Here is a 15,136-nt window from a genome sequence, read left to right on the forward strand (position 1 = left end):
TTAGACATGGATAAATTGATCATCAACGGTGGCGTCGCGCTTGACGGCGAAATCCGTATTTCCGGTGCCAAGAACGCCGCGTTGCCTATCCTGATGGGGGCGCTGCTGGCAGACTCTCCGGTTCGTATCGGTAATGTGCCGCATCTGCACGATATCACCACGACACTGGAACTGCTGGGACGGATGGGGGTGACCCTGACCGTTGATGAACGCTCCGGAGTGGTCATTGACCCCAGTACATTGACCGATACTGAAGCGGCCTATGATCTGGTTAAAACCATGCGGGCGTCGATACTGGTTCTGGGGCCCTTGCTGGCGAGATACGGCAAAGCGGATGTCTCGCTGCCGGGTGGTTGTGCCATCGGTTCCCGGCCTGTTGACCTGCATCTTCGTGGCCTCGAGCAGATGGGCGCTGATATCCGGGTAGAAAACGGCTATATCCGTGCGACCAGCGGTAAGGGGCTGAAAGGTGCACATATTTTTATGGATCAGGTCACGGTCACCGGTACCGAAAACCTGATGATGGCGGCGACGCTGGCAGACGGTACCACGACAATCGAAAATGCGGCGCGTGAGCCGGAAGTCGTGGACCTCGCCAATTATCTCAACACAATGGGGGCAAAAATCACTGGCATCGGTACTGCGACGCTGGTGATTGAAGGCGTGAAATCGCTCAAGGGTACGGAATATAAAATCCTCCCTGATCGTATTGAAACCGGTACTTATCTGGTGGCTGCCGCTTTGACCCGGGGCCGGGTCAAGTTGAAAGACACGGATGCCAACCAGCTTGAAGCCGTCTTGCTCAAACTGGAAGAAGCCGGCGCCCATATCGATGTCGGTAAGGACTGGATTTCGCTGGATATGAAAGGTAACAGGCCTAAAGCCGTCAACATCCGTACCGCACCGTATCCTGCTTTTCCGACCGATATGCAGGCCCAGTTCACAGCATTGAACAGTATTGCCGAAGGCCAGGCCACGATTGTCGAAACCGTATTCGAAAACCGCTTCATGCATGTGCAGGAAATGCAGCGCATGGGGGCACATTTGCAAATCGAGGGTAATACCGTCGTCTGTAAAGGCAAAGACGTTCTGACTGCAGCACCGGTGATGGCGACCGACCTCCGTGCTTCGGCCTGCCTGGTACTGGCTGCTCTGGTTGCAGAAGGTGATACCGAAGTCGAACGTATTTATCACATTGACCGTGGTTATGAGTGTATTGAAGAGAAATTACAGCAACTGGGTGCCCGTATTCGTCGCGTTCCCAGCGCTGTCAGGAGGGCTGTCTAGTGTCTGAAACATTGACGCTGGCGCTCTCAAAAGGCCGGATATTCAAAGAAACACTGCCCTTGCTGAAGGCCGCCGGGATTGAACCGCTGGATGCTCCGGAAACCAGTCGTAAGCTCATTCTGGACACCAATCAGCCGGATGTGAAACTGATCATTGTGCGTGCCTCTGATGTGCCCACTTATGTCGAATATGGCGGTGCTGACATCGGTGTCGCGGGAAAGGATGTGCTGATGGAGCACCCCCATGCCGAGTTGTATGAGCCGGTCGATTTAAGGATTGCCTGCTGCAAGCTGATGACCGCCGGTAAACCGGATGAACCGGTCTCAAACGGTCGACTCAAGGTCGCCACCAAGTTTGTTGAAAGTACCCGCCGTTTCTACGCCGAAAAGGGCGAACAGGTAGAGATCATCAAACTCTACGGTTCAATGGAACTGGCGCCGCTGGTCGGCCTGGCTGACCGCATTGTCGATGTCGTGGACACCGGTAATACCCTGCGCGCTAATGGTCTGGTGCCCATGGAGCATATCGCGGATATCAGCTCGCGTTTAGTGGTCAATAAAGCGTCGATGAAAATGAAGCATAAGCGGATTCAGACATTTATCGAACAAATCCGCAACGCAGTAAGAGAACAGAGTAATGCTTGAAATTAAACAGTTGGATGCCACACAGGCGGATTTCTGGCCGCAACTGGAAACCCTGCTGGCCTGGGAAGGCGTGTCAGATGACAAAGTCACTTCCATTGTCAGAGAAATCCTGGCAGCGGTGAAATCAGATGGCGATGCCGCGGTGATTGAATACAGTCGTCGTTTTGATCGGATTACCGCGGAGACTATGGCCGATCTGGAGATTTCACTGGACCGCGCCCATGCCGCGCTGAAAAATATCCCACAGGATCAGCGTCAGGCGCTGGAAGCTGCTGCAGATCGCGTCCGCAACTATCACGAGCATCAGAAACAGGATTCCTGGAGCTATACTGAAGCAGACGGTACCGTGCTGGGACAGCAGGTGACAGCACTGGATCGCGCCGGTCTTTACGTGCCGGGTGGCAAGGCGGCTTATCCGTCGTCGGTATTGATGAATGCGATTCCGGCCAAAGTGGCGGGGGTCGGTGAACTCATCATGGTGGTGCCGACTCCGGATGGCGAGGTTAATGAACTGGTCCTGGCCGCAGCGGCAGTAGCCGGTGTCGACCGTATTTTTGCTATCGGTGGTGCCCAGGCTGTAGCGGCACTGGCTTATGGTACCGAGACCATCCCCCAGGTCGATAAGATCGTTGGCCCGGGTAATATTTTTGTAGCGACGGCCAAAGGTATGGTGTTCGGCACCGTCGGTATCGACATGATTGCCGGTCCGTCTGAGATTCTGGTGATTTGTGACGGTAAAACCGATCCGGAATGGATTGCCATGGATCTGTTCTCACAGGCGGAACACGATGAAGATGCCCAGTCGATTCTGATCTCACCGGATGCCGATTTCCTGGTCAAAGTCAAAGAGGCGATTGATCGGCTGTTACCGACCATGGAACGTAAAGACATTATCAACACTTCGCTGCAGAACCGCGCGGCACTGATTCATGTTGATGGCATGGACAAAGCGATTGAAGTCGCAAACTTTATTGCTGCAGAGCATCTGGAGTTATCGGTTGATGAGCCGATGGAAATGGCTAAGAAAATCCGTCACGCCGGCGCCATTTTCCTGGGGCGTTACACGCCGGAGGCCTTGGGTGATTACTGCGCAGGCCCGAACCACGTACTGCCGACTTCACGTACCGCCCGTTTCAGTTCACCGCTCGGGGTCTACGACTTCCAGAAGCGTTCAAGCCTGATTCAGGTTTCCGAGCAGGGCGCACAGACACTGGGTAAAGTCGCTTCGGTGCTGGCCCGGGGTGAGAGTCTGACCGCACACGCACGCAGTGCTGAATATCGTCTGAAGGATTAAACATGAGTCGCTACTGGAGCGCTTTTGTTCACAATCTGCAGCCCTATGTACCGGGCGAGCAGCCGAAGATGGCCAATCTGGTGAAGCTCAATACCAATGAGAACCCTTATGGTCCCTCGCCGAAGGTATTGGAAGCGATTCAGATGGGCGTCAGTGACCGTTTACGGCTTTATCCGGATCCGACCTCACATGAATTGAAACAGACCATTGCCGATTACTACAAGGTCAACACGGCCAACGTGTTTGTCGGTAATGGCTCTGATGAAGTGCTGGGGCATATTTTTCATGCCTTGTTTCAGCATGAACCGCCTTTGTTGTTCCCTGATATTACTTACAGTTTTTATCCGGTTTACTGCCAGCTTTACAGAATCGATTATCAAACAGTTCCACTCACTGCTGATTTCCAGATCAGCATTGATGATTATATACGTGATAACGGTGGCATTATTTTCCCTAATCCTAATGCCCCCACTGGCTGTTTGTTGAGCATTGCCGAGATAGAGCGGCTGCTGCAAAACAACCAGGATTCCGTGGTCGTGGTGGATGAGGCCTATGTCGACTTTGGTGGTGAGAGTGCGATTCCACTGACACAGCAATATCCCAATCTGCTGGTGACCCAGACACTCTCCAAGTCACGCTCTCTGGCGGGGCTGCGCATTGGCTTTGCGGTGGGCCATGCCGATTTGATCGAGGCCCTGGTGCGGGTGAAGGACAGTTTCAATTCCTATCCGCTGGATATGCTGGCTGAAGCTGCTGCGGTCGCCGCTATAAGGGATCGGACTTATTTCAGGGAAACCTGTGACAAGGTGATTCAGAGCCGCAATAAAGTCACGCTGGGATTGCAGGAGATGGGTTTTGAGGTCCTGCCTTCAGCGGCCAATTTTGTATTTACCCGACATCCGCAGCATGATGCTGCAGATTTAGCTGCCGGTTTACGTAAAGAAGGCGTGATTGTGCGTCACTTTAACAAACGCCGTATTGATCAGTTTTTGCGTATCACCATAGGCACACCGAGCGAAAATCAACATCTTTTGTCGGTGATCGATACGCTGGTTTAGTCTTCTGTGGTCTGCGTGCCACGCAGATATCTCAGACGTTCCAGGTCTTGCTGATACTGTGTTTTTAATGCTTCGATTTCAGCCTGGTAAATCTTGATTGACTGCTGCCGGATCCTGATCTCTTCCTGGGCTGCATCCAACCGCTTTTGCATATTGTCAGTAATTTTGCCGCCACTGAGTTCCCGTTCCGCAGCTTCCTTTTGAACATCCTGGAGACGCTGTTTCAAGATTGGCAGCTTAGCCGATAACATACCGATTTGTTCCTGACGGTAGTTGATGTCCTTGTCACGGGCTGCAAGCAGATCGACTTCGGTCGGATAAGTAATCAGTAGTGTGCGATCATGCTGACGCTGCTTCTGCCGGGCTTTTTCTGCTTCCTGAGCCGCTATTTCCTGCTTTTTCTTGCGTTCAGCCTCACGTAGTTTTTCTGCTTCCAGGGCCTCGAGTTCATCCTCAGTCGGGGCCGGTGCAACGCGTTTAATCACCCGCATGGTCTTGTCATCAATGATGTCGTAACCTTTTTGAGCGGCTTCGGGGGGCAGACTGGTGCTGAGTGTCAGTACGCCGTTTTCATCCGGGAATCGATAGAGTTGACCGGCCTGCGCACTGAGACAAGCAAACAAGAGCAGTGAGGTGCTGAGGCAGAGGAATTTACGTATCATCATGAGCTTTATTCTAAAGAGAGACCGCTGAAAGTTGAACCTGATTGAGCAATTTATCCTGTTTATCGTTTCATTGGTAGCGAATACATTTTCCGCTTTCAGTGGTGGCGGTGCGGGTCTGCTGCAGTTTCCAGTGCTGATTTTTCTGGGCTTAAGTTTCGCTGTGGCCCTGGCGACCCACAAAGTGGCCAGTGTAGCACTGGGACTGGGTGCCGTGCTGCGTTACCTACGCAGCAGTCAGCTGGAGCGGCAGTTTGTCGCATTGATGCTGATAAGCGGGCTACCTGGTGTGGTGCTGGGGGGCTCTCTGATTCTGCTGGTGCCCGATCGCTGGGCAGAAATTGCGCTGGGCATACTGACTGGCGGATTGGGTATCTATTCGATGTTGAAAACCGAGCTCGGACAGCAGCATAGGCCTCAACACCGGGATCGTCACGGGTTGATACTGGGTGGCCTGATGTTGTTTTTCCTGGGCTTCCTCAACGGTTCCCTGACCTCTGGAACCGGTCTGTTTGTCACGATCTGGCTGGTGATGTGGTTCGGTATGGATTATCAACGCGCGGTCGCTTACACCCTCATCCTCGTAGGCCTGTTCTGGAACGGCACCGGCGCCGTGACCCTGGGGATGCTGGGAGATATTCGCTGGGACTGGTTACCGGCGCTGTTATTAGGCTCGTTACTGGGCGGCTACCTGGGATCGCATCTGGCGATTAAACATGGGAACCGCTGGATCAAGCGGGCTTTCGAAGTCATCACCCTGCTGGTGTCGGTCAAGCTGATTCTGGGTTAGACCCCGTATTGATCCCGGTAAGCCTGCACCGCTGGCAGGTATTCACCCAGTTCCGGGCTGTCCTGCAAATAACCCAGCAGATCATTCAGCGAAATAATGTTGAGTACCGGAATATGGTGTTCAGCCTGGACTTCCTGAATCGCGGATAAGTCTCCCTGACCGCGTTCCTGACGATCAAGCGCAATAATCACACCGGCAGGTTCAGCCCCGGCGGCGCGGATAATATCGACTGATTCGCGCACCGAGGTGCCAGCCGAAATCACGTCATCAATAATCAGCACTTTACCCTTGAGTTCAGCACCGACAAGCTGACCGCCCTCACCGTGATCTTTAATTTCCTTGCGGTTGAACACATAGGGCACGTCGCGATCATGCTGGTCAGCCAGGGCTACCACGGTGGTGGAGGCCAGTGGAATGCCTTTGTAGGCCGGACCGAATAAAACATCGAAGTCCAGACCCGACTCGGCAATGGTGCGGGCATAGAAGCGTCCCAGACGCGCCAGGCAGGCGCCGGTGTTAAACAGGCCGCTGTTGAAAAAGTAGGGACTCTGACGACCGGATTTCAAGGTAAATGAACCAAACTTCAGTACCCCGGTCTGCAGGGCAAACTCGATAAATTCGCGTTGATAGTCTTTCATTAATTGTTCTGTTGTTGTACGAGGTAAACCGCAATCTGACCGAACAGGTTAGGCAGGAGCCGGACAGCGAGGCTGTCTTTATGCTCGTGATTGGCGATACTGTGATTGAGTACGTTCAGATTATGTGAGGCGCATAACTGCTCGAAGTCCTGAATCGTGCACAGGTGAATATTGGGGGTTTCAAACCAGGCATTGGGCAGGGCTTTGGAAACCGGCATACGCCCACCTAAAGCCAGCTGCATGCGGCATTGCCAGTGACCGAAATTAGGAAAACCGATAATGCCTTTCTTACCTACCCGAACGATTTCGCGCAGGAGAAAATCGGGGCGTTTGATAGCCTGCAGCGTCTGCGACAGGATGACAAAATCAAAGCTTTGATCGGCAAACTGCGATAGCCCCTCATCCAGGTCAGCCTGGAGGACATTGATGCCGGCGCGGATGCAATCGGCAAATTTGCTGTTATCAATTTCCAGCCCGTAGCCAGTAATCTGACGCTGTTGCAGATGGTTAAGCAGCGTGCCGTTGCCGCAGCCCAGATCCAGTACCTTGGCACCGTCGGGAATCCAGTCACTGATGATTTGCTGATCGAGTCGCAAACTCATGCTGCCACCTCCGCTGCGATTTGCTGCATATAGGTACCGAAGATATCGAGATAGCGTGGAATCGGCATCAGGAAAGCATCATGGCCCTGATGGGCCTCAATTTCGGCATAAGTGACCGGTTTGCCGGCAGCCAGCATAGCATTGACGATTTCCCGCGAACGTACCGGCGAGAAGCGCCAGTCGCTGGTGAAAGACATAACCAGTGCCTTGGCTTCGATATGGGCGACAGTGCGGGTCAGATCGTCATCAAATTCCTTGGCAGGATCAAAATAATCCAGTGCCTTGGTCATTAGCAGATAGGTGTTGGCATCAAACCGTTCCACAAAGCTGGTGCTCTGGTAACGCAGATAGCTCTCAATTTGGAACTCAACATCGTAGCCATACTGAATGGCACCACTGCGTAATTCACGGCCGAATTTCTGGCCCATGGCTTCATCAGACAGATAGGTGATGTGTCCCAGCATGCGCGCCAGGCCCAAGCCCTGACGGGGCAGCGTATTGAAACGCATGTAATTGCCGTCATGAAAATCCGGATCCGACTTGATGGCGGTGCGGGCCACTTCATTAAAAGCGATATTCTGTGCCGACAACTTGGGCGCCGCGGCAATGATCACGGTATGTCGGATCCGTTCCGGCAGGCTGATGGCCCATTGCAGTGCCTGCATGCCCCCCAGGCTGCCACCAATCACCGCAGCCCATTGCTGTATGTCCAGCTTATCGGCCAGTACGGCCTGGCTGCGAACCCAGTCAGGCACGGTCACGATAGGAAAATCAGGACCATAGCGTTCACCGGTGTCTGGATTGATGGTGTTAGGGCCGCTGGAGCCTTTACAGCCACCCAGGTTGTTGGGACAGACCACAAAAAAACGGTTGGTATCGATTGCTTTGCCGGGACCGATGGCGGTATCCCACCAACCGGGTTTACGATCCGCCATTGAGTGATAGCCGGCCGCATGATGGTCGCCGGATAAGGCATGACAGATCAGCACAGCATTGCTGTGATCGGCGTTGAGTTCACCATAGGTCTCGTAGACCAGGTCGTAGCTGGACAGCGTGCGCCCGCAGTCGAGTTTCAATGGCGAGTCGACATGCAGGGTGGCGGGGCTTACCAGACCAACGGAGTCGGCTGGTATCGATTCCGGCATAAACAGTTGATTCCTGTAAAAAAAGCGATAAGTCTAATCAGACAGTGACGGGAGCGCAATCACCGGACTTAAATTTGTCCGGTCAGTAATGGCATCACCAGCATGGACAACACCTGCAGCCCCAGTATGACAAACAAAGGAGATAAGTCGACGCCGCCCAGTGGCGGAATCAGGCGTCTTACCGGTCGTAATAAGGGGGCATTCATACGCTGCACCAGTGGCGCTACCGGATTGTAGCTACCGGGGGGTGTCACCCAGCTGAGAATCACCTCGATAATGATACTGACCGTGAAAATACCGATAAACAAAGAGAATATCTCAGCCGCGATCAGGCTCAACCATAACAGGCCTGATGGCCAGGCCCCGGCGATGAGCCCGACGATCATAATTTTGGCCAGGGTGACCAGTATTAACAGCACGATAGTGGCGGTATCCCAGCGGCCCATGGACGGAATAAACTGGCGCAGGAATTTGACCGGAAGCTGAGTGGCTTTGATGATGAACTGTACCAGTGGGTTATGGTACTCCCAGTTCGCCCACTGCATGACCAGTCGCAAAGCAACGACCACCATGTACAGATAAAACAGCGTATCAACAATAAAAATCAGTGGATTTGCCAGATAACCGTTAGTCATAGTCCTGTCCCAGTTGGTCAGCCAGTTCCGCGGCACGAGCGGCCGCAGCGCTCAGGGCTTTTTTGAAACTGCCCCTTAAATCTTCGTTTTCAAACACATCCAGCGCGCGTTCCGTGGTGCCGCCGGGAGAGGTGACCCGCTGACGCAGCACGCAGGCGGATTCATCACTTTCCAGCGCCATTTTAGCTGCACCGAACGCGGTCTCCAGCGCCAGCAGGCGGGCGGTTTCCTCGGGCAGACCCAGATCCATCCCGGCTGTCTGCATGGCTTCCATGACCAGAAAAAAGTAGGCGGGGCCACTGCCGGATAGCGCGGTGACGGCATCCATTTGTTGTTCATGCTTGACCCACAGGGCCAGACCGACCGCGCGCAGAATCGACTCAGCCAACTCATGCTGAGCATGACTGACATGCGCATTGGCACAGAGAGCGGTGGCGCCGGCACGTACCAATGACGGCGTATTGGGCATCGCGCGCACTACGGCCGCTTCGCTGTGGCCAATCCAACGGGTAATGTCATCAAGCCGAATCCCGGCGGCAATGGAAATCAGCAGTTTCTGCTGTTGCCAGTGCGGCGCCAGTTCGCGGCAGACCTGCTGCAACTGCTGTGGTTTAACCGCAAGGATAACCACATCAGCGTTGGCGATGGCCGCGGCGTTGTCGGTGAAAGTCTGCACCGGGTAGCGGGCAGATAACTGTTCCAGACTTTCGGTGCTGGTATCGGCAACGTGTATCGATTGCGCCGCAAAGCCATTATTAACGAGGCCGCCGATGAGGCTGCGGGCCATGTTACCGCCGCCGATAAAAGCGAGCGTACAGTCTTTCATTTAAACCCCTTGTTTATCTGTTTTCCTGTAATAATCAGTGTAAAGCTTATTCAGCTTGACGGGTATCACGCTGACCAAACAGGGCCGTGCCGATACGAACCATGGTACTGCCTTCAGCAACCGCGGCATGGAGGTCTGCGCTCATACCCATTGATAGCGTGTCGATATGGTCAAAACGCTGCTGCAGTGACTCGAACACAGCATTGGCCCGACGGAAACTGTCACGTTGCGCTTCTTCGCGCTCCTGTCTGGACGGAATCACCATCAGGCCGCGCAGTCTTAGCCTGTCGAGTTGGCTGATGGCTTCTGCCAGTGGCATGACTTCACTGGCTGCAACGCCGGATTTGCTGTTCTCTTCATCGATATTGACCTGGATACAGACATTCAGCGGTGTTAAATCTTCCGGTCGCTGTTCATTCAGACGGCGTGCGATTTTCAGGCGATCTACGGACTGTGCCCAATCAAAACGGGCAGCGATATCACGGGTTTTATTAGATTGAATCGGACCGATAAAATGCCATTCCAAATCCAGGTCGGCGAGAGCATCGATTTTTTCCAGCGCTTCCTGCAGGTAATTTTCGCCGAAACGCAGCTGTCCCTCTTCAGCAACCAGTCTCAGTTTTTCAGCCGGCCAGGTTTTGCTGACAGCCAGTAATTTCACTGACTCCGGTGCTCGTCCCGATTGTTGCTCAGCCAGCCTGATATCGTCATTGATTGAGTGGAATCGCTTTTTTATCTCAGTCATCTTGCAAGCCCGTAGTCAGCGCGCTACTTTATGTTTAATCGCTTCTATCATTACAGCACATAGATTACACCAATCAGTAAAGGGAACGTGGATGGATATCACCGAATTGCTCGCCTTCAGTGTTAAGAACAAGGCTTCCGATTTACACATCTCGTCTGGCGAACCACCCATGATCCGCGTCGATGGCGATGTAAAGCGAATCAATCTGCCGCCGATGGAGCATAAAGAAGTCCACGCCATGGTGTATGACATCATGAATGACAAACAGCGCAAGGACTTCGAAGAATTTCTGGAAGCCGACTTTTCCTTTGAAGTGCCGAATATGGCCCGTTTCAGGGTGAATGCCTTCAATCAGAATCGAGGTGCGGCCGCTGTCTTCAGGACGATTCCTTCTGAGGTGCTGACACTGGAAGATTTGAGCGCACCGGAAATCTTCAAATCCATCGCGGATAACCGACGCGGTATCGTGCTGGTGACGGGGCCCACCGGCTCCGGTAAGTCGACGACGCTGGCGGCGATGGTGAACTACCGTAATGAAAAAGATAATGAGCACATACTGACCATCGAAGACCCGATTGAATTTGTTCATCAGAGTAAGAAGTGTCTGGTTAACCAGCGCGAAGTTCACCGCGATACACTCGGTTTCAGCGAAGCTTTGCGCAGTGCCTTGCGTGAAGATCCGGATATCATCCTGGTTGGTGAGTTGCGTGACCTGGAAACCATCCGGCTGGCACTCACTGCAGCAGAAACCGGCCATCTGGTGTTTGGTACCCTGCATACTTCATCCGCTGCTAAAACGATTGACCGGATTATTGACGTTTTCCCGGCAGCAGAAAAAGATATGGTCCGTTCGATGTTGTCTGAATCTCTGCGGGCCGTCATTTCCCAGACTTTGATGAAGAAAGTCGGCGGTGGCCGTATCGCGGCGCATGAGATCATGATTGGCACACCGGCGATTCGTAACCTGATTCGTGAAGATAAAGTGCCGCAGATGTACTCTGCAATACAGACCGGTGGTGCACTGGGCATGCAAACTCTGGATCAATGTCTGCAAGATTTGGTTAGACGTCAGAAAGTGACTAAACACGAAGCGGCGTCACGCGCCGTTAACAAAGATCTGTTCCGTTAGGAGTATAGCGATGGAAATCGTAACGATTCTGAAAGCGGCGGTTAAACATGATGCATCTGATGTGTTTGTCACGGCAGGCCGTCCTGTCACGCTGAAAGTCAGCGGCAGAATGGCAACGTTGTCGCAGGAGGCACTGTCCGATGATGAGGCTCGTGACCTGGTGCTGAGCACCATGTCTGACGAGCAGAAAAAGACTTTTGAGCGCGATAAAGAATGCAACTATGCGCTTGAAACCAAAGGTGCGGGTCGATTTCGGGTCAGCGCCTTGTTTCAACGTAACCGCGTTGCAATGGTGCTGCGTCGTATTAAGGATGAAATCCCGACTATCGAAGAACTGAAAGTGCCGGAAATCATCAAAGAATTGGCGATGACTAAGCGGGGTCTGGTGATCTTTGTCGGTGCCACCGGCAGTGGTAAATCGACTACCCTGGCTGCCATGATTGGCTACCGTAATCAGAACAGCACCGGGCATATCCTCAGTATTGAGGACCCGATTGAATTTGATCACAAGCATGCCGGCTGTGTGGTAACGCAACGAGAGGTCGGGATTGATACAGAATCTTACGAGATTGCACTTAAAAACTCATTGAGACAGGCGCCGGATGTGATCATGATTGGTGAAATCCGTTCACGGGATACGATGGATTACGGTATTGCCTTTGCTGAGACAGGCCATCTCTGTCTGTCTACATTGCACGCTAACAATGCCAACCAGGCAATGGATCGGATTATTAATTTCTTCCCGGAAGAGCGTCACAAACAGCTGTTTCTGGACATGTCACTCAATCTCAAAGCTGTCGTTGCCCAGCGGCTGATTCCCAAAAAAGATGGCAGGGGGCGGACGGTGGCAGTAGAAGTGCTGCTCAATACGCCATTAATTGGCGACTTAATTGAGAAGGGCAAGGTCTCTGAAGTCAAGGATGTCATGAAGCGTTCCAGGGAACTGGGTATGCAGACATTCGATCAGGCAGTCTATGATCTATACAAAGAGGGTCAGATCTCTTACGAAGAAGCGCTGAAAAATGCTGACTCCGAGAATGAGGTTCGACTGATGATAAAACTGGGCGCTGAGTCCGGTGAAATACAGCAGGACGAGGGTGTGGACAGGCTGTCGCTGGAGTCTGATGAACAAACAATGCAGGGACGACTGTAACCGTTGTTGTATTTTTGGTACATAAAAAAGCGAAATTCAAGAAATTTATTAGACGCCACTTGAAATCCGGTCTATGATGTAGTCAAACTACAACAGTGAGATATCAGTCGTGCACAACTGTATGGCGATATCGATGTCATTTTTTCAATCAAAATTAATAAGGAAGGCAAAATGAGACTATCAGGCAAATTTTTTGCTGCGCTGTTCATGGCAGCTTTATTAGCTGGTTGTTCTGGCCCCGCCAAGCGTGATGCAGGCAAGAACTTCATGTGCGCCGCTGGGGGTGCACTGGTCGGTGGTGCTGCAACCGCTGCCGTTGATGGTGGTTCAGGCGTTGCCGGTGGTGCCGCGGTAGGCGGTATGCTGGGTCTGTTGCTGTGTCCGCATGAAGCTGAAGCCAAGGAACCAATGGTCGAAGAGCCTGTATGTCCTGTTGAACCACCTCCGGGTGCGTTGCTGGATCAGAACGGCTGTGCCTATGACACAGACGGTGATGGTGTCTACGACGGTATCGACCTGTGTCGTAACACGCCGGAAGGTGTGACTGTTGATCGTGTTGGTTGTCCGCTGGACTCAGACAACGATGCAGTGGCTGATTACCTTGACCTCTGCCCTGGTACACCAGAGGGTGTCATCGTTGATCAGGACGGCTGTCCACTGCCAGGTGAAAACCTGCTGACGCTGACAGACATTCACTTCGAGTTCGATAAAGCAACACTGACTCCTGAAGCAGAAGAAACGCTGGAAGAAGCAGTAACTTTATTGAAAGAAACTGACCAAATCGTAGAAGTACGCGTTGAAGGTCACACTGACAGCGTCGGTTCAGAAGCATACAACCAAGACCTGTCACAGCGTCGTGCTCAAGCGGTTGTAGACTACCTGACATCACGTGGTATTGACGGTCGTTACCTGGTACCTGTCGGTCTGGGTGAAAACTTCCCGATTGCACGCAACGATACAGATGCCGGTCGTGCGCTGAATCGTCGTGTAGAGTTCGATGTCAATCGATAATAATAAAGTAGTAAGTTAATCATTAAGGGCCCTGCAAGCAGGGCCCTTTTTTTATCTGTCAGTTGAGCCAGTTTTCCAGGCTGTTCTCTCTCACTTTCTGTTCTGCAGCGTCAATGATTGATTGAAAGCCGGGACGGGAAAGAAGCGATGTCACCTGCTTTTTAAGCTCAGCTTGATCCATGCCGGGTTTGACCTCCGACTCATAGAGCAATTTCAGCAGGATGAAATCCAGCCCGCTCAGAAAATCATTAAACGAGCGATCATTGAATATCGAGGGAAACACCTGGTTTGAGTCATTGACCAGGCCCAGAATCTGGGTCAGTTCTTCCACAACACAGCTCATCAGCTTGCCGTGAGCACGAGCCCGGTCGACAGGGATTATCACTGCGGCTGCTCTGATTTCACCATTCGCTGATGTTCTGACCCTTGCCAGGCAGACGCTGTCACGAATTATCTGTTGCCGGAAAGATTGATTGCTCAGTCCAAAATCCTCCAATAAATGCTGATCCAGATGCTGTTCTGAGCTGAATAAAATGCGCAGATTGGCGTCTTCAGCCTGTTCTACCGGCGCGATATCAAGCCTGGTGATAGTGGAGAGATGATGTAGGTGAGCAGTCACCATGCGTTGATGTAAATCCTGATCGCCAGTTCTATCAGCAATGTAATATCGGATCGGCTTCAGCCATTTATTGACTTGTCCAGCCTGCCCGCCATGTTCGCGGTTTAGCGTGATATCGAGAAAGCTATTCAGGATGTAGTCGTTATTTTTCCAATGGACAGCTGCCGCATTCGCTGAAAAACTCAGCGTCGATAACAAGATAAGGCAGGATAGTTTGCGCGTTGACAATGAAATCATAGCTGCAGTGTAGAGTTAACCGCAATAGACCGCAAAAAAAGGAATTTATCCTATAGAGCCATTCAGCCCACGAGTTTATGCTGAAACCAACTGATATAGCTTTATTGGTTTTCCTCTATGCCGCTATGGGCTTGCCCGTAGCGGTTTTTTTTGTCCATTTCCTCGCCCCGGTCAGGCATCCTGCGCTGCTTTCACTTTGTCATGGTCTAAGACATCTGATGCTGCAAAAGCTGAAGTGCTGATCAAGAGGCCAAGAGTTGAAGCGATTAAAGTGGTTTTCATGGATAGTCTCCTTTGTTGAACCGAAGACCATGTTATGCCTCGTCCATGAACGCAGCCCTGACGGGCTATTAAGTTAAGATTAATCCTTGATTAACAGGTTTTTAATCGAACTGAGGAGGTGAAAATATCTATAGACCGAGGTAAAAAGCGAAAACAAGGATGTAGTAATCCGGCTGCGCAGGGGAGGCTGAATAGCAAGCAAGGACCGGAAAGAAAATGGCGCGCCCGACAGGACTTGAACCTGTGACCCTCGGCTTCGGAAACCGATACTCTATCCAGCTGAGCTACGGGCGCGTGATGATGAAAACATCAATCAGAGCGGCAGATTATACGTATTTTGACCACGTTCTGCATCAAAAGATGGGCATTGCCGGGACTG

General features: G+C 52.2%; 16 protein-coding genes and 1 tRNA gene. 8 read left to right on the forward strand and 9 right to left on the reverse strand.

Annotated features, from left to right (window positions below; all coding sequences use genetic code 11):
* The first annotated feature begins 6 nt into the window (after window positions 1-6).
* The 4 genes from murA to hisC are packed head-to-tail and all read left to right on the forward strand — an operon-like array spanning window position 7 to window position 4,283.
* On the forward strand, window positions 7-1,287 hold the full coding sequence (murA, locus tag OMQ46_RS13945; protein ID WP_266237817.1) for a UDP-N-acetylglucosamine 1-carboxyvinyltransferase: 1,281 nt from the start codon (window positions 7-9) through the stop codon (window positions 1,285-1,287).
* Window positions 1,287-1,931, forward strand: coding sequence for an ATP phosphoribosyltransferase (hisG, locus tag OMQ46_RS13950; RefSeq protein ID WP_266237818.1), 645 nt, complete (start codon window positions 1,287-1,289; stop codon window positions 1,929-1,931). The genes murA and hisG overlap by 1 nt, the downstream gene beginning before the upstream one ends.
* Entirely contained in the window at window positions 1,924-3,225 is a 1,302-nt protein-coding gene (gene hisD / locus OMQ46_RS13955; protein ID WP_266237820.1) for a histidinol dehydrogenase, read from the forward strand. The genes hisG and hisD overlap by 8 nt, the downstream gene beginning before the upstream one ends.
* A 2-nt stretch (window positions 3,226-3,227) precedes the next feature.
* On the forward strand, window positions 3,228-4,283 hold the full coding sequence (gene hisC, locus OMQ46_RS13960) for a histidinol-phosphate transaminase (protein ID WP_266237823.1): 1,056 nt from the start codon (window positions 3,228-3,230) through the stop codon (window positions 4,281-4,283).
* On the opposite strand, the gene OMQ46_RS13965 is transcribed toward hisC, so the two are convergent.
* Complete coding sequence (locus OMQ46_RS13965; protein ID WP_266237826.1) at window positions 4,280-4,948, reverse strand: DUF4124 domain-containing protein; 669 nt, start codon at window positions 4,946-4,948, stop codon at window positions 4,280-4,282. The genes hisC and OMQ46_RS13965 overlap by 4 nt on opposite strands.
* 31 nt (window positions 4,949-4,979) lie before the next feature.
* Between OMQ46_RS13965 and OMQ46_RS13970 the strand changes: the two genes are divergently transcribed.
* Window positions 4,980-5,735: a sulfite exporter TauE/SafE family protein gene (locus OMQ46_RS13970; RefSeq protein ID WP_266237828.1), complete on the forward strand. Its 756-nt coding sequence runs from the start codon at window positions 4,980-4,982 to the stop codon at window positions 5,733-5,735.
* Here the strand turns inward: OMQ46_RS13970 and pyrE are convergent.
* The 6 genes from pyrE to OMQ46_RS14000 form a co-directional block, all read right to left on the reverse strand.
* Window positions 5,732-6,373 carry an orotate phosphoribosyltransferase gene (gene pyrE, locus OMQ46_RS13975; RefSeq protein WP_266237830.1) on the reverse strand — a complete coding sequence of 214 codons (642 nt, stop codon included), beginning with the start codon at window positions 6,371-6,373 and terminating at the stop codon, window positions 5,732-5,734. The two genes, OMQ46_RS13970 and pyrE, sit on opposite strands and share 4 nt — an antisense overlap.
* On the reverse strand, window positions 6,373-6,975 hold the full coding sequence (gene metW / locus OMQ46_RS13980) for a methionine biosynthesis protein MetW (RefSeq protein ID WP_416234847.1): 603 nt from the start codon (window positions 6,973-6,975) through the stop codon (window positions 6,373-6,375). The genes pyrE and metW overlap by 1 nt, the downstream gene beginning before the upstream one ends.
* Window positions 6,972-8,120: a homoserine O-succinyltransferase MetX gene (gene metX / locus OMQ46_RS13985; protein ID WP_266237832.1), complete on the reverse strand. Its 1,149-nt coding sequence runs from the start codon at window positions 8,118-8,120 to the stop codon at window positions 6,972-6,974. Before metX ends, metW begins: the two co-directional genes overlap by 4 nt.
* 68 nt (window positions 8,121-8,188) lie before the next feature.
* The gene (locus OMQ46_RS13990; RefSeq protein WP_266237834.1) at window positions 8,189-8,755 is read right to left on the reverse strand and encodes a YggT family protein; all 567 of its coding nucleotides are present in this window, start codon (window positions 8,753-8,755) and stop codon (window positions 8,189-8,191) included.
* Window positions 8,748-9,581, reverse strand: a complete 834-nt coding sequence (gene proC, locus OMQ46_RS13995; protein WP_266237836.1) for a pyrroline-5-carboxylate reductase — start codon at window positions 9,579-9,581, stop codon at window positions 8,748-8,750. The genes OMQ46_RS13990 and proC overlap by 8 nt, the downstream gene beginning before the upstream one ends.
* 46 nt (window positions 9,582-9,627) lie before the next feature.
* Window positions 9,628-10,326 (reverse strand): YggS family pyridoxal phosphate-dependent enzyme, encoded by a 699-nt coding sequence (locus OMQ46_RS14000; RefSeq protein WP_266237838.1) that lies wholly within the window; start codon window positions 10,324-10,326, stop codon window positions 9,628-9,630.
* 91 nt (window positions 10,327-10,417) lie between these two features.
* Between OMQ46_RS14000 and OMQ46_RS14005 the strand changes: the two genes are divergently transcribed.
* The 3 genes from OMQ46_RS14005 (at window position 10,418) to OMQ46_RS14015 (ending at window position 13,619) form a co-directional block, all read left to right on the forward strand.
* Window positions 10,418-11,455 carry a type IV pilus twitching motility protein PilT gene (locus tag OMQ46_RS14005; protein ID WP_266237841.1) on the forward strand — a complete coding sequence of 346 codons (1,038 nt, stop codon included), beginning with the start codon at window positions 10,418-10,420 and terminating at the stop codon, window positions 11,453-11,455.
* Window positions 11,456-11,465: 10 nt separating this feature from the next.
* Window positions 11,466-12,608: a PilT/PilU family type 4a pilus ATPase gene (locus OMQ46_RS14010; RefSeq protein WP_266237844.1), complete on the forward strand. Its 1,143-nt coding sequence runs from the start codon at window positions 11,466-11,468 to the stop codon at window positions 12,606-12,608.
* 171 nt (window positions 12,609-12,779) lie between these two features.
* The gene (locus tag OMQ46_RS14015; protein ID WP_266237846.1) at window positions 12,780-13,619 is read left to right on the forward strand and encodes an OmpA family protein; all 840 of its coding nucleotides are present in this window, start codon (window positions 12,780-12,782) and stop codon (window positions 13,617-13,619) included.
* 58 nt (window positions 13,620-13,677) lie between these two features.
* Here the strand turns inward: OMQ46_RS14015 and OMQ46_RS14020 are convergent, their stop codons facing one another.
* Both OMQ46_RS14020 and OMQ46_RS14025 read right to left on the reverse strand, forming a co-directional pair.
* Entirely contained in the window at window positions 13,678-14,475 is a 798-nt protein-coding gene (locus OMQ46_RS14020; protein ID WP_266237847.1) for a DUF2927 domain-containing protein, read from the reverse strand.
* Between the two features lie 499 nt (window positions 14,476-14,974).
* A tRNA-Arg gene (locus OMQ46_RS14025) sits at window positions 14,975-15,051 on the reverse strand.
* Window positions 15,052-15,136 lie beyond the last annotated feature (85 nt).

The organism is Methylophaga sp. OBS1 (assembly GCF_026319365.1).